Below are 20,873 nucleotides of genomic sequence, written 5' to 3' on the forward strand. Positions count from 1 at the left end.
CGTACCTAGTGGGTATCGCCGTTAGTTCGTCGGGGGTCTGGGAGCCAGGTGGTGGGGTCGTTGAGGTAGAGGCCGCAGGCGGTGTCGAGGGCTTGCTCGGGGGTGCCTGAGGGCCAGCCGGTGGGGAGGACGGCTTGTTCGTAGTCGTTGTGGCTGGCGCGGTAGATCGCGAAGCCCCATTGGTTGGCCGATCCGGCGTAGCGCAGCCGGCATAGCTTCACCTCCTCGCCGTCGGTGAGGGTGGCGTCGATGTAGGCGAACCCCGCACGGTAGCGGGTGTGCAGGGTCTGGATCTGGGGCCAGCGTTCGGCGGCGCGGGCCAGGAGCTTTTGCCGTAGCGAGGTCTGGGTCGAGTCGGGGATCTTCGCCATGATTCTCATCATCGTGGCATCGTCATGTGCTGCCTTGATCTGTTCGGTGTCGGCGTGGCGTCTTGGCCTCCGGCGGCTCGGAGCGTCAGAAATGGATGTGACTCTCACCAGTGCTGACGTCGTGGTCCTCACCGATGAAGAACGACATGTCCTGACACGCCGCGCGAACGCCGCGAAATGCCCCCATCGCGATCTGCTGCGTGCCCGGATCGTGCTCGCTGCTGCTGACGGTGTCGCGAACGCCCAGATTGCCCGCGACGTGGGGGTCTGCGAGGACACCGCCCGCCGCTGGCGACATCGCTTCTGCGTGCAGCGTCTTGACGGGCTTAAGGACCGGCCCCGATCAGGGCGGCCACCGGTGTTCACCCCGGTCGAGGTTGCCGAGGTCAAAGCACTCGCGTGCACGCGACCGGCCGACCACGATCTGCCGTTAACGAGGTGGTCGACCGCCGAACTCAGCACACACGCGGTTGCGGCCGGGCTGGTGCGGCCAGTCTCGCCGTCCACGATCGGCCGGTGGTTGGCCGCCGATGCGATCAAGCCGTGGCAGCATCGGTCCTGGATCTTTCCCCGCGACCCCGACTTCGCGGTCAAAGCAAGTCCGGTGCTGGACCTGTACCAACGGCAGTACAACGGTGTCGAGCTCGGCGCTGATGAATACGTGATCAGCGCCGATGAGAAGTCCCAGCTGCAAGCCCTCAGGCGGCGTCACCCCGAAACACCCGCGGCACCAGGGCAACCACGCAGAGTCGAGTTCGAGTACCGCCGCGGTGGCACGCTGGCCTACTTCGCTGCCTACGACGTCCACCACGCCCAGGTGCATGGAATGACAGCACCGAAGACCGGGATCGTGCCGTTCACCCACCTCGTGAAACAAGTGATGACCCAGGAACCGTATGCCTCAGCGAAGCGGGTGTTCTGGATCGTCGACAACGGTTCCTCCCACGCCGGGCAGGCATCGATCGACCGGATGCGTGAGGCGTTCCCCAGCGCGGTCCTGGTGCACCTGCCCGTACACGCTTCGTGGCTCAACCAAGTCGAGATCTACTTCTCGATCCTGCAACGCAAAGCCATCACCACCGGCGACTTCACCGACCTCGATGACCTCGCGCAACGAATCCTCGCCTTCGAGGACCGCTACAACCAGAACGCTGAACCCTTCGGCTGGAAATACACCCGCGACCACCTCAACCGCCACCTCAACCGACTCAACAACGACGGCACCCTCCGCCAAGCGGCGTGACCCCCGACGAACTAACGGAGATGACCACTAGCCCGAAGGGTGTATGCCCACTTTTAAATGCGTGCCACACACCAGGTTACCCACAGGTAACACATTCTGGATATCGGGCGAGACAAACCAGAATTGCATTACGGCCACGTTCAACACGGATTACCCAACCGGACATCTCGGTCACGGGAAACACCACACATCAGATCCCGGATCACCATGGGGACAAAAAGATTGCGGACCGTCGATTGTTGCTCTATTTCACATCCGAGGATGTTTCATCGCCCGCGTCACACCGAAGTCACCCTTTCCGATGGGCCACAACATACGCAATGCGAACCATATCGCACAATAGATTTTAATTCGCAGCGCAAAGCATTCCCTGGAAGGCTCCTACTCGGAGGATTTCTTTCGCTAGCCTCAAAATTTCGTGGGGTGGCGGTCGGTTGCCGATGGCCCGATTGGGTGGTCTGGGGACCTGACTTCGGGCCGAGGCCGTGAGGAGTGTGCCGAGGCGTCGGTGGGCGTTGGGGTTCACGGCCCCGAAATGTGGTCCTTTCGGTGTTGGTTGGTCGGGTTGGTTGGGTGGTCAGCGGGGGTTGGGTAGGGTGTCCAGCCGGGTGAGTGCGGCCAGTAGTAGGTGTCGGCCGGGTGCGTGTGTGGCGAGTTTGAGTCGGGTGCGTCGGGCGTGTCGGGTGATCTTGGCGGCGATGGAGAACAGGTGCAGTCGTAGTTTTTTCGGTTCCCAACGGCGTGCGGTGGTGCCGTCGAATCCGAGGAGTTGGGTCCAGGCGATCAGTTCGCAGGCGAGCATGACTATGGCGCACCAGATGCGGTTCTGGTCGAAGCCGTGCAATGGAAGGTTTGTCAGGCCACAGTCTTTCGCGTTGCGGATGCGGTCCTCGCAGCGGGCACGACGACGGTGGCGCAGTTCCAGTGCGGCGAGCTGACCTGTGGTGGTGTTCGTGGCGAAAGCGGTCAACCGCATTCCGTCGGAGTCGGTGTAGCGCAGTTGCGCCCCTGGATGCGGGTGTTCTTTGCGTACGATCACGCGTATACCGTCGGGCCAACCCGACAGGTCGAGCACGCCGGTCAGCTCAGCCACCCACGCCCCGTCGCGTTCGGTGCCGTCGCTGTCATAGGCCGGTGTCCACGCCGCAGGTTGGAGGCGGTCGATGACGGTGGCGATGGTCTCGGTCAGCCCGAACCCGACCGAATAGGACAGGCGCCGACGGGTCAGGTAGTCCAGGAAATCGTGTGTGCCACCAGCGGAATCGGTGCGGATCAACACGCTTTTACCCACCCGATACCCGCCGGTGCCCCGGATCTGTGTCAACGCTTGTTCGACGACGGTGATGTGGTCGGCGGCGGTGTTGGAACCAGCGTTGCCCGGGCGTAGCTCGATTGCCAGGGGTTCACCGGTACCCTCGCCCTGGTGGTCGACGAACGCGCACAACGGGTGGAACCCGAATCCTTTCTTCCACGTCGCGGTGGCCTGCTGCTTCTCCGAATGGGCGGTCACCAACGTGGCATCGAGATCGATGATCAGCGGTGCACGGGCATCACGGCCATGATCAGGGGCACCCTCACCGGCAGCGGACCACGCCGTCGCACGCGCGGCTGCGCGTGCGGTGTTGATCGCCGCCAAAGCTGTGGTGGCATCGGCGGCCAACGTCGAGACCAGCCGTGACACCGTCGGATCGGAGGCCACCGGCCCGAACACACCCGGATCGGTGCGGACCTGGTTGATGTCGGCCAGGCAGTCCCCACCGATCGCGACCGCCACGGCCAGATCAGCGATGATCTTGCCCGGATCATGGGTTGCCATCGGCGCACGCCACGGCGCCAATGCCTGTGACAGTGCGCTGGTCAGACCAGTTTTGTGCGCCGTACGCAGCAACACCACAGCCCCCGCATGCGACACGACACCGGTTCCTGAACCATCTACCGACACTGACGGGTACGGCGACGTAGACTTACTCACCTGAATGGTGCTCCTCGATCTGGTCTGTTTGGAACCTTCGCAAGTTCAATCATCCCAGGTCAGGGCACCATTCTTTGTTAACGACACGGAATTACCGTGAAAGGCCCAGGCTAGGCCAATCCCCTTCCGGACCCACCGCTCAGCCGGTCCCGCGCGGAACTTGAGCGCTCCGGTGGAGACAGGTGTGTGCGCGGCCGAGCGACTCCCTGACCACCACTAGGCTTACCGGCCATGGATGACGCACCCGATCACGTGCAGCGCGCCACGGCCTCCGCTCCCAAAACCCCCGCTCCCAATACCGCCGGGCCCAATGACCGCGCCGCCGAGGCCGCCGATGCGGTGGCGACCCGGCATCTGCGGCGGCTGCTGCGGCTGCCGGGCACCCGCATCGCCGACGTGGCCTGGCCCCGGCGCAAGAGCCACAGCTGGCACTACTGGTGGCACGCCCACTTCGTCGACACGCTGGTCGACGCCGCGGTGCACCGGCCCAGCGGCAGCGCCGACGGGGACCGTTCCTACGATCCGGCGGTCGCCGGGGCGGTCGGGCTGTTGCTGCGCGGTATCCGGCTGCGCAACCGCGGCAGGTGGATCAACAACTACTACGACGACATGGCCTGGCTCGGCCTGGCGGTCGAACGTGCCGACCGCAAGCTCGGCATGTCCCATCCCCGGGCCCTGCGGGACCTCACCGGACAGCTGCTGACCCCCTGGGCACCCGAGGCGGGCGGCGGCATCCCATGGCGCAACGCGAAGGCGTCGAACGAGACCGATCCGTTCTTTAACGCACCGGCCAACGGTCCGGCCGCGATCCTGCTGGCACGGACCGGACATGCGGACCGGGCCGCGGCGATGTGCGACTGGATCGAGACGACCCTCGTCGATACAGCGTCACAACTGATCATCGACGGCATCCGGCCCGGCCCCGATCGGACCGAGCGGGTCACCGCGATCTATACCTATTGTCAGGGGGTCGTCCTGGGTGCCGAGACCGAGTTGTTGCGGCTGACCGGTGAGGCGGTGCACGCCGAACGCATCGACCGGCTGCTCGGGGCGGTCGAGCGGCGATTGGCCCCCGACAAGATCATCAAGGCGGCCCCGTTCGGCGGCGGCGGTGACGGCGGCCTGTTCTCGGGCATCCTGGCCCGCTATCTGGCGTTGATCGCGACGGATCTGCCCTCCTGCGCACCCGGTGCCGACGAGTTGCGCCGGCGCGCCGCCGCGATCGTCACCACGAGCGCCGAGGCGGCGTGGGCCAACCGGCTCGACATCGGCGGCTCCCCCGTGTTCGGCCACGATTGGCGGATTCCGGCCCGGATGCCGGTGTCCGGCGGGGCCGTGGGCAAGACGGTGGACGGAGCCACACAGTCGTCGCAGATGCCGGAGCAAGACCTGTCCGTACAACTGTCCGGATGGATGGTTTTGGAGGCCGCCGCAGCGATTGACCTGGGACTTTCCGAGCATGTATCACATTGAGACCCCCCGGTTGTGTGTCCGATACATAACCTGAGTTAGTCTCAGCTAGACCGCGAACGTGACATAAAACACAGATGAATTTTGTTGTATGCAATGTTCGCATCGATACGACGATGTGCCGACAGGCCCTCCGACAACGCGCCGGAGCCACCCTGTGAACCCACGCGGGCGACACGTCGTCACGTGTGGGAAAGCAGGTGATGCACCATGACGTATCAACTCGATCCGGTCCGTGGCCGTCTCGGAGCCGTTCCGGAGCTCGGAACCGTTCCCGAGACCCACTACGCCGACGGCCTGCCACTGCGCCGCGGCGATCACTTCGGCACGCTCCCCCTCGGGGACCCGACAGGCGGCGGCGACGGCATCCGCTGGCGCGAGCAGGTCGACGGCAACCAGATCTACCCCCGCGTCACCATCGACCGCGACGTCACCATCCGGATGAGCGACGGCGTCAAACTGCGCGCAACCGTCATCCGCCCCGCCAACCGCTTCGGCCAGACCGCGATGACCCCGTACCCGGCCATCGTCAACATCAACCCGTACAACCGGGCCGCGATCGACTTCCTCGACCAGATACTCAACGTGCCCGTCGTCGGTAAGGCCATGCGCACCGCCGCCGGTTCGGTCGACGCCGCCGGCACCGCGCTCGAAGGCCTGAGCACACTCACCAAGACCCTCGCCGGCGGCGTCTTCGACATCTTCGGCATCAACCGCACCCTGGTACGCGCCGGCTACGTCCAGATCATCGTCGACGTCCGCGGCACCGGCGCCAGTCACGGCAAGTGGGAGATCCTCGGCGCCCGCGAACAGCAGGACTCCGTCGAGATCCTCGACTGGGTGCGCGCACAGGACTGGTGCAACGGCAAGCTCGGCCTGGCCGGCTGGTCGTATTCGGCCATCAACTCGCTACAGGCCGCCGACAAGCGGCCCGAGGGCCTCGGCGCGGTGTTCGCCGTCGAAGGCTGCGACGACATCGTCCGCGACATCTACATCACCGGCGGGATGCCATCGGCGTTCATCCCGGCCTGGCTGTCGGTGGTCAACGTGCTCAAATGGCTGCCCAACCCATCGACCATGCTGCGCGACATGGTGCGCGGCGACACGCTGCGCTGGGCATCGTCGCGGGTCAAGTCGCCGGCCACCGAACTGGGATCGATCGGCTGGGGATTTCTGACCGCCCGCGATCCGCGCATCCACGACGACCCCTATTTCGACGAACGCGATCCCGAAATCAACCGAATCGAGGTACCGACGTTCACCGTCGGCGCCTGGCACGACCTGTTCAGCCACAGCGCCACCGGCATCTACGAGCGCCTGGCCATGGAACCGGGCCGCAAGCAGATGGTGGTGGGCGACGGCTACCACTTCGACGCGGGCTCCGGCTACGGCGGCGACGCCGCCCCACCGCGGCTGGACGTACTCGAACGCGCTTGGTTCGACCGCTGGCTCAAGGATCAGCGCAACGGCATCGAGTACTACGGCCCGGTCACCATGCTGCAGCAGGGTGGGGCCTGGACATCGGGACCGAGTTTCCCGCGTCCGGGAGTGGAGCATCAGCGCCTGTACCTGTCCGACGCGCCGTCGGGCAGCGCCGCACACACCGTCCACGACGGCACCCTCAGTTCGGTACCGGGCCCACACGCGGCATCGCTGAAGGTCAAGCGGGACCTGCGCGGCCTGATCTCGCGCGATATGACGCAGGTCACCGCCGGCGCGACGATGGCGCTCGGCCCGCACTTCAACACCGACGCCCGGTTCCAGGAGAAGGGCGGCCTGTCGTTCACCTCCGATGCGGTGATCGAGCGGGTCCGGATCAGCGGCACGCTCAACCTCCGGCTCAACGTGGCCACCACCGGCCACGAGGCCGTGTGGGCGGTCACCGTCAACGACGTCGCCCCCGACGGCCGCTCGACCGTACTCACCAGCGGCGCGCTGTCCACCGCCAACCGGGCGCTCGACCACACCCGGACCCGGTACACCGTGGACGGCGCCGTGGCCAAGGCGTACCACCAGCTCACCCGGGACCACAAACTGCCGGTGCCCGCCGACGAGCCGGTGCGAATCGACGTCTCGCTCACCCCCACCGACGCCGTCCTCGAACCGGGTCACCGGCTGCGCGTGGATATCTACGCCGCCAGCTATCCGCGGTACTTGAACGTGATTCCCAACCTCATCAAGTTCCGCGGCCACCATCAGCGCCTGGTGATCGACCCGATGTACCCGAGCTACCTCACCTTCGAGGCCGATCTGCCGATCATCTGACGCCATATCACCCAGACACCCGAACACCCGCCCCCATCACCGATCAGGGCGGGTGTCCGCGTTCGGACCCGCTATGGGGATCGACGCGACCGGCCGATCAACTCAGCCCGAGTCGGGTGGTGATGCTGCGTCCCGCCGACTCGATCATGCTGATGGGTCGGAGTGCCGCCTCGGCGATCCCGACGATCGCCTCGACCCTGGTGACCACCCGCTCCATCCGCACGGTGATCTCGGCGAGGCCGGCCACCGCCCTGTCGACGCCGTCGATGGTCTCGGCGAACCTGGCCAGAGTGGGGTTCAACTCGTCGATGGCCGCGTCGAGCTTTCCGATCGTCTTGTCCAGTTCGATCAGTGTCGGTCCCAGGCCGCCCAGGATCTCGTTGACCTGATCGACCGTGGCATCCGCGTTGAGCGCGGCCTGCGCCAGCTTCCTCAGCCGTTGCCGTTCCGCCTGCGGACGCGAGTCATTGAATGCCATGTCACCAGTATCACCGACTCACCCGTCCGGTTCGACGGCTTTCGCCACATCACAGGACACCCGAATCGGCGAACACGACCCGGTAGACGAAGGCTGCCTCGGGGCCCAGTACCGATCCGACGAGCGCGATGAGCGTATGCACGAACCCCACGCCGTGCGCGGGGCCGCCGGAATCATCGAAGTGATGCGCCAACTCGTGCAGCACCACGAGTTCACGTAGCGCCCACCGACCTTCACGTGAGGTAGGAATGGCTATCTCCCGGCTGCCGTCGGGCCGTCTACGATATTCGGCCGAGCGATGCCCCCCGCGCTCGACCACCGCGACGGGAATCCCCGCAGCGGTGAACTGTTCTGTGACAACGTCCATCTCCAATACCCTGCCGACATAGTCACGCACCGAGCCGACCGAGGCGAACCGTGCCTCGGGCGGCAGGGTGATGGACGCTCCGGCGAGCTGCACGAGACGCGACGACGACGTCCGGTCGAACATCCGGTGCGCGAGGTGTTCGGCCTCGTACACCCGCGACCGCAACGAATCCCGGCCGCTCATCTACCGGCACCGCCCATCATCCGGCACCCCTGATAGCCCGGTGTCTCTGACCGTCCACATACCTCATCGTCTGGCATAATTCATTCCAATACGCCTCGCGCGGAACCGAATTCGCGATCGGCGCCGATCTTCGCCCGACGTCCGGCCCGGTCACCGGCCCGGCGCGCGGCCTCCGAGTACCCGGCCGACGCCGATGTGGGCCGCCACGACCCCCGCGCCTTCGATTCTTTTCGGTAGAACCCGATAACCTCGACTTCTTTGTCGCGCAGTGCTATAGCTGTCGATGCCGCCGCATTTCCGGCCTTCTCCGCGTCGACGGCCTCGGCCTGGGCCGCATCGCGTGCCTCGGTGAGCCGGGTACCGATCCGCGTGGCGAACGCCGATTGGAAGTTGAGCCGGGCGGTGATTCCCGACAACGGCTTCCGCTCGACAACCCGGCGCCCGCCGCCGCGCGAGACCACCCGCGCGGCAACCTCTCCCCGATGTCCGCCCGACCGCAGATACGCGTCGGAGGCGGCCACCATCTGCACGACGAGCGAGGTGTAGAGCGCCTCACAGGTATCGATGTCGGATTCGAAGCCGTAGGCGATGACGAAGGTCGAATTGCCCGCCACGTCGACGGTCACGTCGTTGGCCCGGGCGATGACGACGAACAACTGCACGTACGTCTTGAGCCCCCGCCGGCCGGCCTCCCCGATCGCGATCTGCCGGGTGATCGGCGTGGTCCGCCTGCGGGCCGCCGGATCATGCGCGCGGGCCACCGCCAGATCGATCGACGATGCCGTCGCCAGGCGCTGCGCGGCCTGCATAAACGTTTCCGCCTCATGCTCGTTGTCGGTGTTCTCGGCCTGTCGCAGCAGCGCCGCGATTCGGGTCAGCAGCTTGTCATCGCGCATACCCACCAGCCTATGGCCGATCCGGGCGGATGCCACGAAGCAGTCGGGGCCTGTGGACACCTCCCGAACGACACTCGGGCGATCCGGTTCCCGAAAACGAGTAGTCCACTACTCACGCCACCTACCCGATTCGCGGTGACGATGATCATGTCCCATCCGACAGCACCACCCACCACGACACATGGAGGACCAATGACCACCACCTCGCGCCGCATGGCAGCCACTACGACGGCCGTCGCGGCGGCGGCCGCCATCGCCGTCGGCGGCGGCACCGCCTCGGCGATCCCCGGCGGCCCCGCAGGCTCGGCATCCGGCATCGTCAAGGGCAAGACCGTGGAAATCACGTTCAGGAACCCGACAGCGGTAACCGTCGACTGCGCGGGATTCGTCTTCGACACCGGGCGGTTCCACTGGCTGTCGAACATGGCAACCCAGTACAACAAGTACATGAAAGCAGTGCAGACCGGGGATACCGCGGCCCAGGACCGGGCCTACAACAAGTACATTCGTGCCGCGTACTCGGCCGGCAACTCACGCGCAGATACTAGCGCCGTCATACTCACCCCGGGACAATCGAAGGTCGAGACCGTGACACCGACCGGTACCGCATCGAAAACATACTCGGTCGTGGTCGCTTGCCGAGACGCAGGGACCAGCGTCGCTGATGCCAAAGCGTTCATCGTGCGGACCCCCGGGGTGTAGCGGCCCTCCGTCTGGAACCGAACCACCCGCGAGGCTCCCACCGTGTCGCTGTGGTTGATCCGAGATGCCTGACATCACGATCAACCGCAGTGACTGCCGGGGAATGCCGGCCGCGGCCCGATGTGTCATATTCAGGTTGCCCGATGACGTCATCGGAGAGTCAGAGTGCGACCGGCCCCCGGAACCCGAGAACCGCCGACATCAGGAGAACATCCATGCCTCACCGACATCGCGTCGTCGTCGCCGCACTGACAGCCCTTCTCAGCTACGCGTTCGCCCTGACACCGGCGGTCGCCGCACCCGCCAAACCCACAGCGACGTACTCGGTGTCGAACGGAATGATCGTCGTTCGCGTCACCAACCTACCGCCGGTGAACAAAAAGTGTTCCATCAACATCGACGAGCAGGGCGGCCCGTTCGGCCTCGGCGGCTCGTCGGCAGGTTCTCCGCTGGGGTCGGCGGCCGGTCCGCTCATCCCGGCACGTGGCCACAACAAGTCCGTCACCACCCGAAAGACCACAGTGACCTACTCGTACCGAGCCCCGGCCCGACCCTGGACTGCCGCGTATCTCGTGCTGGTCACCTGCTTCATCAAAGAGAACGCCGGGCAGTATCGTGACTTCGATGCGATCCAACTCCCCGACGACGGCTCGTACAAGTACGTCTACGTGACTCCCTTCGGGTGGGGGTCGTAGACGCCGCCGTCGACAACCGCCCGGTATGCTCCAGGCCGATTCGAGCCCGGCCGGGTGAGCGGGCCACCGCCAGATCGATCGACGATGCGTCGCCAGGCCGAAGTTGATTCGAACAGCGGACACACTTGTCTTGAGCAGTTATTACGCCCTGCATAGAGTCAAACTGTGAGCACCGGATTCGAGCGCTGGCCGTTGATCGGACGCACCAAGGAGCGCGCCACGATCTCTCGTGCCATCGCCGACGCACACCGCAGGCCGGTCGTGATCCGAGGCGCTGGGGGAATCGGCAAGACACGCCTCGCGCGGGAAGTGGGCAAAGCGTTCAACGGGACGGTGTTCTGGGTGCGGGGCACCCTGTCCGGCCGACACATTCCGCTGGGCGCATTCGCGGCCTGGGTTGATCCTACGGTCACCGATCCGCTACGGCGGGTGAACACGCTGATCGAGACCATGACATCGGACCGGTCGACACTGGTTGTCGTCGATGACCTGCCGCGGCTCGATGACATGTCATTGTTCGTGGTGATGACGTTGATGCACGCCGGTCACGTCGCGGTGATTGCCACCGTCCGGTCCGATGATCCACTCACCCCGACGTCCGCCGAGGTCGTCGACCACGAGAACGCGATGCTGATCGAGCTGCCCGGACTGACTGAAACCGAAACCGCGGATTACGTTTTCGCCGGGCTGGGTGCACCCGCTTCCGATGAGCTACTTGCCTCACTGTTCCATCGAACACGGGGCAACCCACTATTCCTGCGCGCTCTCCTGGAGCACAGCCGCGACACCGGCGACCTCACTCTGTCCGATGGGGTCTGGATATCGGCGGGCCGGCCGTCGTTGCCGGACAGTTTGTCCGCGATGCTCGCGAACCGCTGCGAATCAGCCGGCGCCGATGTTATAGACGTGATCGACGTTCTCGCAGTCGCCGAGCCACTTCCAGTTCCGGTAGTGGCTGAACTGACCGGATACGGTGCCATCGAACGTGCCGAGCGGCACGGATTCGTCGCCACCGGCGGCACCGCCGTTCACCCCGAACTGCGGTTGACACATCCGATCCTCGGCGAGATACGCCGAGCCTCGGCTTCCGTGCGACACAGCAGACTACGTGGGCAGATCGCTCGTGCGCTGGCAGCGGCGCCGGGCACATCATCGATGTCGGGTATAAAGCAGGCGGTCCTGGCGCTCGACGCCGAGGACTTCGACGGCCGCGATCAGATTCTGGTGGCCGGGGCGCACGCGGCTTTGGGCAGTACGGATTTGGCGTTGGCCCTCCAGTTGTGTGCGGCTGTCCGGTCACCTGATCGATCGGTTCAGTCTCAATTGATCTCGGGCTATGCCCTGTCACTACTCGGACAGGGCGATGCGGCCGAGGCCACGCTGGCCGCCGTCACCGGCCAGGCCGCCACACCCGAGGAGATCGAGCTGATCGCACTGGTGCGGGCCAACAATCATGTCTGGACACGTGATCGTCCGGACGAGGCGCGGTCGGTCGCCGACAACGAAAACCTCCGTCCCCGCACCGCGGCCACGATCAGCGGCATCCTCGATGCGCTGTCCGGCCGTCCGTGCGCGGTACTGAACGCACTTGACGGTCCGGCGTTCTCGGGAGTCCCACCCCTTGGGGAGGTTCTTCGTTGCTGGGCGATGGTCATCGCCACCGGGGAGACCGGCAGGGTCCATGACCTCACGGCATGGGCTGCCGCGGGATATGCGGCGACCGATACACCTACTACCGCTCACCATCGGAGCGCGCTCACCCACCTGCACGCCTACTTCTGCTGCCTGCTGGGCGATCCCGGCACCGCCGGTCGAGCGGTCGCTGACCTCGCCGACATCATCGGCTTCGCCCCCGGCCTCCCCCGCGTGTGGCTGACCGGCGCCGACGGAATGCTGGGCGTGGCGTGCGGCAATATCAGTCTCGCGACCAGGCTCCTGGACACCGCACTCCGCGGCTTCGATGAGCTCGGCGCACCACCGTTCATGTGGATCCCGTTCTGTCTCGAGCGTGCCGAGGCCGCCGCGATGGCAGGCGATCGCGCGACCCTGGACACTCTCATCACCCATCTGGCCGACCATGCACACGGCGCGTTCGGATTTCTGCGGCCACGTATCGACCTGCTCAAGGCCTGGTCGCTGGCCTGGCAGGGTGCGGTCACCGCAGCCATCGCAGTCGCGTTGCGTATCGCCGACGACGCCCGAACCGCAGAACGCGTGGGCCACGAAATTCTCGCGCTGCAGTTCGCCGTCCGGTTCGGTGCCACGACCTGCGTGGCCCGGGCCGAGCTCCTCGCCGAGTCATTTCCCGACCTGCCGCGTGCGGTCGCGACCGCTGCCCACGCGCGAGCGGTCGGTGATGCCCAGAAACTTGACCAGGTGGCCGAGCTGTACACCGGATTCGACCTCCACACCTGTGCGGCCGACGCCCACGCAGCGGCCGCTATCGCCCACGGCGATCAAGGCCGCAACGGCGCTCGCCTTACCGCACTGGAGAATCTCGCGCGGACCGCCGATCCGCGAGGTATCGCCACTCCGATGATGACAGCGGCCCGGCTGTCGGATGGCTTGTCGGCCCGTCAGCGCGAGATCGTCATCCTCGCCCGCGCGGGCGCATCGAACAAGGGCATCGCCGATAAACTGCAACTATCGGTGCGCACCGTCGAGGGCCACCTGTACCGGGCAGCGCGGGTACTCGGCGAACCGGTCCGCACCGGCCGCCGACACTGAGTATCGCGAAGGCCGAGTAGTCGCCCGTTCGGATCAATTCGATAAACGAGTAGTCGACTACTCGGAACTACAACAAAGCTATCCGTTCTGTGGCGGCAGGAGACACGGCCGGAGCACAGACGGCATACACAAGATTCCTCCGCGCCGCGGCGAATGCCACCGCCGCCCGCTCCGATTCGCAAACAGTCACACTCGCACCAGGCCAATAACAGGTCAAGTCGCTGACGGTGAAGGGTTCACCGTCGAAAACCTGCTCGGTTTTCGTTCATTGCGTCGGCGGCACCGGCGACGCCGAAGCCGCTGCATTCATTGTGAGAACCCGCGGGGACTGACTCCACACGCCGTGGCGACCGGCAGACCCTCGATACCCTTGTCGGCAGATTCGGGTAGTCCACTACTCTTAGCTGATTGAGCATGTGCCCCTAAGGTTATTACCGGTTGTCCGCCACGGCTCGCACAACAACCACACACCGACAGGAGCACCCGATGATCACACCACGTCGACGCACAGCAGCAGCAATCATAGTAGGCGCCGCAGCCGTCGGTGGCCTGCTCGGGACCACACCGGGGAATGCCGACGCCAAGACCTATCACCAAGGCGCCTACGATAACCAGTTTCACATGACGATCACCACCTCCCCCGGAAAAGTTCAGGTGACACTCGATAATCAGCTGGACCGGGGCGTCAACTGCGAATGGGCAATCGGCGGCAAACGTTACCCCGACTTCGCCGTCGCCCGCGGTACGAAAGACAACGCCACCGCGACCGACGTCCCGTCCGGTCTGCGTCAGTTCTGGAGCAAGTGCCGTTCACACACCGATGGGCTGTTTCCGCCAAAATACGACATCAAGACCCAGCTGATGGTAGACGTGCCGGATACGAAGAAGGTTGTGAAACTGGCGCCGAAGCCGAAAGAGAAGGACACTCCCAAGATCAAGATCCCAAAGATCGACGGACCAGTCGACAAGGTGAAGATCAAGCCACTGCCCAAGGACATCACCGATCCGAAGCCCGCTCCCGAGCCCACGCCCGCCACGCCGAAGTCACCACTCGATCAACTCCTGGAAGCATTCGGAAGCTGACGCAAGGGACCGATCAGCCATCAGCGACACGAGGCACACCCGGTTCGTCACATTCGGGACTCCGACGACGTCGTCGGAGTCCCGCCTCATCGCCGTGCGACAGCAGATGGCACGATGGTCCTCCGATACCGTTGTCACAGGAGAACCGAATGAGTGTGCGCTTTCATCGTCGTGTGGCGCTGGCCGCGACCGGTCTTGCCGTCGCGTCCACCATCACCGCGGCCCCCGCCGATGCCTGGGTCGGCACGCCGCAACATTCGGGGTCCGGGAGGACTGTCGCGGGCCAGGTGCGTATCACCTACACCAATCCACTCGACGCGAGCATCAAATGCCGGGTCGGGGTCTACCCGGTGGCCAAGCTCAAGATCTTGCGGCAGTCGGCGTACTTCAGCAATCTCGCCGAGCAGCAGCTCGTGAACAAGAAGAAGTCCGCAGCGCAGACATCGCTGACCCACGCGGCGGCCGCCCTCCGGTCAGCCGGCCTGCCCCTGTACGAATCGCGTACCACCACAAGCGTGTCACCCGGTACCCGGAAAATCATTTTCATTCGGCCGAGCGGAAAACCGGCCCGTCACTATTCGGCGCTCACCGACTGCCGCTACGCGAACCCCGCAACCGAAGGCCCCGTGGCGTTCCAGGGTGATACCACCGCGTTCCACGTGTGGCCGGTCGACGTCTGACCTCAGATCGACCCGGAAGTCGCGGCCAGGGTAATGATGCCTCCTGACTGGCCACCGAAGTGGCGGCTACTGCCGGAGTCGACAGCCGGGGACGCTACGGTCGGGTGCGTGACTGCTGTCGGCCGGCTCGCCGTCGAGGTCGAGATGGGCGCAGAATCATCCGCCACCACCCCACACGTGGATCCATTCATACCCTCGCCAGTGCGAGTAGACGATTCGAGTAGTCGACTACTCGTGGCAAGTGCCCAGGGGCTTGCGAAGATCGGTCGGGTACCGGCCAACATCGCACAGGAGGTTCTCCATGCCCGCACCGAAAGCTCTTCCGGTCCGCCACCGACTCACGATCGCGATGGCGGCGGCCGCCGCGGCCGCGAGCATTGCCGGGATAGGGTCGGCGACCGCGTGGATCGACGCCCCCGGTCACGCCGGGTCCGGTGTCATCGACGAGGGAAAGGTGGTGGTGACCTTCAAAAACCCTACCGCCGAAAAGGTGACGTGTTTCGAGACAATTTATACCGCCAATAAGCTCGGCAAGCTCAGCGAGGCAGCGAAACTGTACAACACTTCATTCAAGCAGCGGGCCGCCGGAAATCCCACCCAAGCGGATGAAACCGCTGCCAAAGCAGACGCAATAATGGCATCCGCCGGGACTCCCCTGAAAAAACAATCTGGGTGGCACACGCTCAATGCTCTGCAATCGGAATCAACGACCTGGGTACCGCCACAGCCGGCCCTCAGCGAATATGCCGGCTATGTGGAATGCTCATCCGCCGACGGAAGCGGCCTGGAGCGTGATCATTCAGCATTCGCGATCAAGCCCAAGTCGGCGAACGGATCGGGGAGTCTCGACGACATCTTCGGAAGCTGACGTCACTCGTCCAAGAAACAGGGTGTCAACCCGTTTCCAACGACAGACACCAGAAAGGCAGCCGATGCGCACCTTCATCACGCGCCTTTTAATAATCATGAGCGCGTACATCGTCGCGGTAGTGCCGACATTCGCAACCGCGGGCCTCGCCAATGCGTGGGAGACAAGACCCGGACATGCCGCAACCGCAGGCGAGGCGGTCTTGGTCAACCAGGTCCGAATCACTTTCACAAATCCATTCAACAAGTCGATCTCGTGCAAATACTGGCTTTACCCGGCAAGTGCGTTGCCACTACTCGTAAAGGCTTCGGACTATGCGGAGGCCGCCCAAGAAGTGCAGGACCATGACCCTGAATTGGCGGGCCGACTACTCAGAAATTACCTGGATTCCTGGAACGCGGCCGGAGAATTCCTCAACCGAGGTGGACTAACCGTCGGGAGCCATAAACGGGCGAGCGCGATGCTACAACCTCGTCGCGTCGATATGGCACGAAAGTACTCGGCCCTCACGGAGTGCATCACGATCTCATCGTATTTATCGTCCGAGACCGACACGACAGCGTTTGAAGTAACCGTATCCAAGTGGAGGCCCAAGATGACAGCTCGGTGTGTCAAAGCAGGATGTGGAGGGTGATTCTTTCACTTATAGCCCGAATCTGGCCTGCATATCCCGCAACGTCTGCGCCGACCGCATCAACCCGGCGCGTTCACCGTCGGAGAGCTTGACCTCGAGCCGACGGCCGCACCCGCAGCGGCCGACGATCGACGGCAGCGACAGACACACATCGTCGAGGCCGGCGAAACCGTCGGCGAGGGTGGAGACCGGCAGGATACGGTGCTCGTCCTTGAGGATCGCCTCGACGATGCGGGTGGCGGCCAAACCGATCGCGTAATTGGTGGCGCCTTTGCCTTCGATGATCCGGTAGGCGGCGTGCACCACCTCGTCGTGGATGGTTCGGCGCGCCGCCTCATCGAGTGGCTCGTAGCCGGGCAGCGCCTCCCATTCGAGCAGCGGCACCGCCCCGATCGTCGCCGATGTCCACAACGGGATCTCACTGTCGCCGTGCTCGCCGGCTATATAGGCGTGCACGTTCTGCGGCGCCACCCCCGTGTATCGGGACAGCAAGAACCGCAGCCGCGACGAATCGAGTACCGTACCTGAGCCGAACAACTGACTATGCGGCAGGCCGCTGAACTTCAACGCCGCGTAGGTGACGATATCAACCGGGTTGGTGACCATCACGTAGATGGCGTCCGGGGCCACCTCCAACAGTCCGGGCAGGATGTTCCGGGTCAATCTGATTGTGGCATCGGCCAGTTCGAGTCGCGACTGGCCCGGCTTCTGTTTGGCGCCCGCGGTGAACACAACCACATCGGCACCGGCGCAGACAGCCACGTCATCGCCGCCGATGATGTCGGCACGCGGAACGAACTCCAGTCCGTGCGACAGGTCAAGCACCTCGGCATCGACCTTCGCCTTGTTGATATCGAGCAGGGCCACCGTGCGGGCCACGCCGCGGATCAGCGACGAATACGCTACCGCAGTACCGACCGCACCCGCCCCGACGATCGCCAGTTTCGTTTGCCGAGCTTCCATCAGATGATCCCCTCCACCGTCCGAACTCCGTGCTCCCATTGTTACCCGCCCCACCCGGTCCCGCTATGCGCAGCCGCCGGTATGCCGGCACACCCTCGGCAAGAGAACCTCCTTACCACAACCCGGCCAACGCCCAGCCACTTCGCCGTAGAGGGTGGAAACTGCTCGAACGTCGCCGGTCGACTCGGCGGATGGGCGGATGGGCGGATGGGCGGATCGTTCACGCCATCACGGGCTGCGCATCCGAGACTCGAGTAGTCCACTACTCGTGTCAGGTGCACGGGTTCCCGCAAGGATGGGCAGTGGATGTCGATCAGCAGGTTCAATCCTGCGGGGAGGAAGATGCACAGATGACCCACCGATTACGCATGCCGAGCTTCGCCGGTACCGCGCTGATTCTGATCGCCGCTGCGGGCGTCGATGCGGCTCCGGACGCCAAGGCCGAGCCGCAACGGTTTCCGACACTGCCCGGCCATGTCCGGATCACACCCACACCGGCGGGCGGGCAATCGAACATCGACAAGATGGCAGCGCTGCGCCTGCGACTGCATGAGGAGTACCGGTATGTTCAACAGGGTAACTGGGACATCATGTGGGACTTCTACACGCGGCGCTGCCAAGAACGTCGAACCCGCGCCGACATCGCAGAATCGTACCGGATCAAGTATGGGCCGAAATCCGGTCGGGACTTCTCCGGCCCTGAACGGTACCGCATCACCATCGAAAACGACACAACAGCAACGGTGCTCAACATTGCCTACGACGGCACTCCGACCACACCGAACACCTGGTTGTACGAGGACTGGCAATGGCGGGCCGATCGGTGCTGACCCTGGGCAATTCGCCCCGGGCCGGGTGGGCGAGCACCACTCACGACACCGGTCATCGTAGTGCAGTCGAGAGAGCCGTCCGTTCGCCACGCGTACAACTGTTGCCGGACCGTTGCCGGCAGCCCTGCACACAAAGATGAATCGACCCCCTCTTGTGAGGGGGTCGATTCATGTTCTCGCCGATGGCTACACCGGAGCGATCAGGCGTCTGCCTCGCTGGTGAAATTACGCGAGACGGCCGGGTCGACGGGGATACCGGGACCGGTGGTAGTGGTGATGGTGACCTTCTTCAGGTACCGGCCCTTGGCCGCCGACGGCTTGGCCCGCAGGATCTCGTCGTAGGCGGCGCCGTAGTTCTCGGCCAGCTTGGCCGGATCGAACGAGGCCTTGCCGATGACGAAGTGCAGGTTGGCGGCCTTGTCGACGCGGAAGTTGATCTTGCCGCCCTTGATGTCATTGATGGCCTTGGTCACGTCGACGGTGACGGTGCCGGTCTTCGGGTTGGGCATCAGACCACGCGGGCCCAGGACACGCGCGATGCGGCCGACCTTGGCCATCTGGTCCGGGGTGGCGATGGCGGCGTCGAAGTCCAGCCAGCCACCCTGGATCTTCTCGATGAGATCCTCGGCGCCCACCTCGTCGGCACCGGCGGCGAGGGCCTCGGCGGCCTTGTCACCGGCGGCGAACACGATCACGCGGGCGGTCTTACCCGTTCCGTGCGGCAGATTGACGGTGCCTCGAACCATCTGGTCTGCCTTGCGGGGGTCGACACCGAGGCGGATGGCCACCTCGACGGTCGCGTCGGTGTTCTTGGACGAGGTGTCCTTGGCGAGCTTCACAGCCTCCAGCGGGCTGTACAGCTTGGACTTGTCGACCTTGGCCGACGATTCGGCGTAGGCCTTGCTCTTCTTGCTCATTGCTCTGTTCTTTCTCCGCTAGTACGACGCGGGTGTGTGGTGCGGACCGAGCCGGCCCTCCCACGAGTCACTACGAATGGGGGTGGTGGTGGTGCTTAACCCTCGAGAGGGATGCGAGATCGCAAGCTCACTCGACCGTGATGCCCATGGAGCGGGCGGTGCCGGCGATGATCTTCGCCGCCTGGTCGATGTCGTTGGCGTTGAGGTCTTCCTGCTTGGTCTTGGCGATCTCGCGGACCTGATCGAGGGTGACCTTGCCGACCTTCTTGGTGTGCGGCTCGCCCGAGCCCTTCTGCAGACCGGCTGCCTTGAGCAGCAGCTTCGCGGCGGGCGGAGTCTTCAGCTTGAAGTCGAACGAGCGATCTTCGTACACGAAGATCTCGACCGGGATGACGTTGCCACGCTGCGACTCGGTCGCGGCGTTGTACGCCTTGCAGAACTCCATGATGTTGACGCCGTGCTGACCCAGTGCGGGGCCGACGGGCGGTGCCGGGTTGGCAGCGCCTGCCTGGATCTGGAGCTTGATGATCCCGGCAAGCTTCTTCTTCTTGGGAGGCATTCTTGTTCCTTGTTCGTACCTTGCGAATCCACGTCCGCTGGAGGCGTGGAAGTCTGTGACCGCTCCGCAACGGGAGCGCGTGCGTCAGATCTTTTCGACCTGGTTGAAGTTCAGTTCGACCGGGGTCTCGCGACCGAAGATCGACACCAGAACCTTGACCTTGCGCTGCTCGGCGTTGACCTCGCTGATGGAGGCGGGCAGCGTCGCGAACGGACCGTCCATGACGGTGACCGACTCGCCGACCTCGAAGTCGACCTCGATGACCGCGGTGGCCGCGGCGGCGGCCGCCTCGACGGTCTCGGCGGCGGCCCTGGTGGCCGACTGCTTCTTGGCCGCGGCGGGCGGCGCGAGGAACTTGAGCACCTCATCGATCGACAGCGGCGACGGTCGGGAGGTCAGACCGACGAACCCGGTGACGCCCGGTGTGTTGCGGACCGCGCCCCACGACTCGTCGTTGAGCTCCATGCGCACCAGGATGTATCCGGGCAGCACCTTACGGTTGACCTTCTTGGTCTGGCCGTTCTTGATCTCGGTGACCTCTTCGGTGGGCACCTCGACCTGGAAGATGTAATCGCCGACGTCAAGGTTCTGCACGCGGGTCTCGAGGTTGGTCTTCACCTTGTTCTCGTAACCGGCGTAGCTGTGGATGACGTACCAGTCGCCGGGGGCGCGGCGCAGTTGCTTGCGCAGCTCCTCGACCGGATCGACCTCGGCGGGCTCCTCCACGGGCGCTTCACCGGCGGGCACTTCGGTGGCCGCCGCCTCGTCGTCCGAAGCCTCGTCGGACGGTACCTCATCGGCTGCGGAGTCGTCGGTCACGTCGGAATCGATCTCATCGGTTTCGGCAACGTCGACGTCAGCAGCGTCCACCGCATCGGCGTCCGCGGTCAGCACCTCGGTCGCTTCGATCTCGTTCTCGGGGGTGCTCACTGCAGCCCACGCTCCTCTTTCACTTGCTGGTCGTCAGCAG

Annotated in this window: 19 protein-coding genes; 10 read left to right on the top strand and 9 right to left on the bottom strand. The window is 64.7% G+C overall.

Translation table 11 applies throughout. From position 1 onward, the window contains the following. Positions 1-5 precede the first annotated feature (5 nt). The gene (locus tag GII31_RS18235; protein WP_213243997.1) at positions 6-371 is read right to left on the bottom strand and encodes a hypothetical protein; all 366 of its coding nucleotides are present in this window, start codon (positions 369-371) and stop codon (positions 6-8) included. Positions 372-462: 91 nt separating this feature from the next. Here GII31_RS18235 and GII31_RS18240 point away from each other — a divergent pair, with 91 nt between their 5' ends. Next, the gene (locus tag GII31_RS18240; protein WP_246221877.1) at positions 463-1,614 is read left to right on the top strand and encodes an IS630 family transposase; all 1,152 of its coding nucleotides are present in this window, start codon (positions 463-465) and stop codon (positions 1,612-1,614) included. Between the two features lie 577 nt (positions 1,615-2,191). Here GII31_RS18240 and GII31_RS18245 read toward each other — a convergent pair. Further along, a complete protein-coding gene (locus GII31_RS18245; RefSeq protein WP_260840093.1) occupies positions 2,192-3,586 on the bottom strand; it encodes an IS1380 family transposase in 1,395 nt (464 codons plus the stop codon). A 231-nt stretch (positions 3,587-3,817) separates the two neighbouring features. On the opposite strand from GII31_RS18245, the gene GII31_RS18250 reads away from it, so the two are divergent. Continuing rightward, positions 3,818-5,059 carry a glycoside hydrolase family 76 protein gene (locus GII31_RS18250; RefSeq protein WP_213244787.1) on the top strand — a complete coding sequence of 414 codons (1,242 nt, stop codon included), beginning with the start codon at positions 3,818-3,820 and terminating at the stop codon, positions 5,057-5,059. Positions 5,060-5,266: 207 nt separating this feature from the next. Continuing rightward, complete coding sequence (locus tag GII31_RS18255; protein WP_260840094.1) at positions 5,267-7,321, top strand: CocE/NonD family hydrolase; 2,055 nt, start codon at positions 5,267-5,269, stop codon at positions 7,319-7,321. Positions 7,322-7,418: 97 nt separating this feature from the next. Here the strand turns inward: GII31_RS18255 and GII31_RS18260 are convergent, their stop codons facing one another. From GII31_RS18260 to GII31_RS18270, 3 genes are all read right to left on the bottom strand, one after another. Continuing rightward, positions 7,419-7,799 carry a hypothetical protein gene (locus GII31_RS18260; RefSeq protein ID WP_213244790.1) on the bottom strand — a complete coding sequence of 127 codons (381 nt, stop codon included), beginning with the start codon at positions 7,797-7,799 and terminating at the stop codon, positions 7,419-7,421. Positions 7,800-7,848: 49 nt separating this feature from the next. Further along, entirely contained in the window at positions 7,849-8,349 is a 501-nt protein-coding gene (locus tag GII31_RS18265; RefSeq protein WP_213244791.1) for a TIGR04338 family metallohydrolase, read from the bottom strand. Between the two features lie 80 nt (positions 8,350-8,429). Beyond that, on the bottom strand, positions 8,430-9,245 hold the full coding sequence (locus tag GII31_RS18270; protein WP_213244792.1) for a DUF2786 domain-containing protein: 816 nt from the start codon (positions 9,243-9,245) through the stop codon (positions 8,430-8,432). Positions 9,246-9,437: 192 nt separating this feature from the next. Here GII31_RS18270 and GII31_RS18275 point away from each other — a divergent pair, with 192 nt between their 5' ends. From GII31_RS18275 to GII31_RS18300, 6 genes are all read left to right on the top strand, one after another. Next, positions 9,438-9,947, top strand: a complete 510-nt coding sequence (locus tag GII31_RS18275; RefSeq protein ID WP_213244793.1) for a hypothetical protein — start codon at positions 9,438-9,440, stop codon at positions 9,945-9,947. Between the two features lie 215 nt (positions 9,948-10,162). After that, positions 10,163-10,642 carry a hypothetical protein gene (locus tag GII31_RS18280; protein ID WP_213244794.1) on the top strand — a complete coding sequence of 160 codons (480 nt, stop codon included), beginning with the start codon at positions 10,163-10,165 and terminating at the stop codon, positions 10,640-10,642. Between the two features lie 165 nt (positions 10,643-10,807). Beyond that, positions 10,808-13,369, top strand: a complete 2,562-nt coding sequence (locus GII31_RS18285; RefSeq protein ID WP_213244796.1) for a LuxR C-terminal-related transcriptional regulator — start codon at positions 10,808-10,810, stop codon at positions 13,367-13,369. A gap of 486 nt (positions 13,370-13,855) precedes the next feature. Further along, positions 13,856-14,452 (top strand): hypothetical protein, encoded by a 597-nt coding sequence (locus tag GII31_RS18290; RefSeq protein WP_213244797.1) that lies wholly within the window; start codon positions 13,856-13,858, stop codon positions 14,450-14,452. Between the two features lie 149 nt (positions 14,453-14,601). After that, a complete protein-coding gene (locus tag GII31_RS18295) occupies positions 14,602-15,132 on the top strand; it encodes a hypothetical protein (RefSeq protein WP_213244798.1) in 531 nt (176 codons plus the stop codon). A gap of 301 nt (positions 15,133-15,433) precedes the next feature. Next, positions 15,434-16,000, top strand: coding sequence for a hypothetical protein (locus GII31_RS18300; protein ID WP_213244799.1), 567 nt, complete (start codon positions 15,434-15,436; stop codon positions 15,998-16,000). Positions 16,001-16,643: 643 nt separating this feature from the next. Here the strand turns inward: GII31_RS18300 and GII31_RS18305 are convergent. After that, positions 16,644-17,597, bottom strand: coding sequence for an L-lactate dehydrogenase (locus tag GII31_RS18305; protein WP_213244800.1), 954 nt, complete (start codon positions 17,595-17,597; stop codon positions 16,644-16,646). Positions 17,598-17,788: 191 nt separating this feature from the next. Between GII31_RS18305 and GII31_RS18310 the strand changes: the two genes are divergently transcribed. Beyond that, the gene (locus tag GII31_RS18310; protein ID WP_213244801.1) at positions 17,789-18,427 is read left to right on the top strand and encodes a hypothetical protein; all 639 of its coding nucleotides are present in this window, start codon (positions 17,789-17,791) and stop codon (positions 18,425-18,427) included. A gap of 200 nt (positions 18,428-18,627) precedes the next feature. On the opposite strand, the gene rplA is transcribed toward GII31_RS18310, so the two are convergent. The 3 genes from rplA to nusG all read right to left on the bottom strand — a co-directional run bounded on the left by rplA (position 18,628) and on the right by nusG (position 20,833). Next, entirely contained in the window at positions 18,628-19,344 is a 717-nt protein-coding gene (rplA, locus tag GII31_RS18315) for a 50S ribosomal protein L1 (protein ID WP_213244802.1), read from the bottom strand. Between the two features lie 127 nt (positions 19,345-19,471). Next, a complete protein-coding gene (rplK, locus tag GII31_RS18320; RefSeq protein WP_213244803.1) occupies positions 19,472-19,903 on the bottom strand; it encodes a 50S ribosomal protein L11 in 432 nt (143 codons plus the stop codon). An 84-nt stretch (positions 19,904-19,987) separates the two neighbouring features. Continuing rightward, positions 19,988-20,833: a transcription termination/antitermination protein NusG gene (gene nusG, locus GII31_RS18325; RefSeq protein WP_213244805.1), complete on the bottom strand. Its 846-nt coding sequence runs from the start codon at positions 20,831-20,833 to the stop codon at positions 19,988-19,990. Between the last annotated feature and the right edge of the window lie 40 nt (positions 20,834-20,873).

Source organism: Gordonia pseudamarae (genome assembly GCF_025273675.1).
Classification (GTDB): Bacteria; Actinomycetota; Actinomycetes; order Mycobacteriales; family Mycobacteriaceae; genus Gordonia; species Gordonia pseudamarae.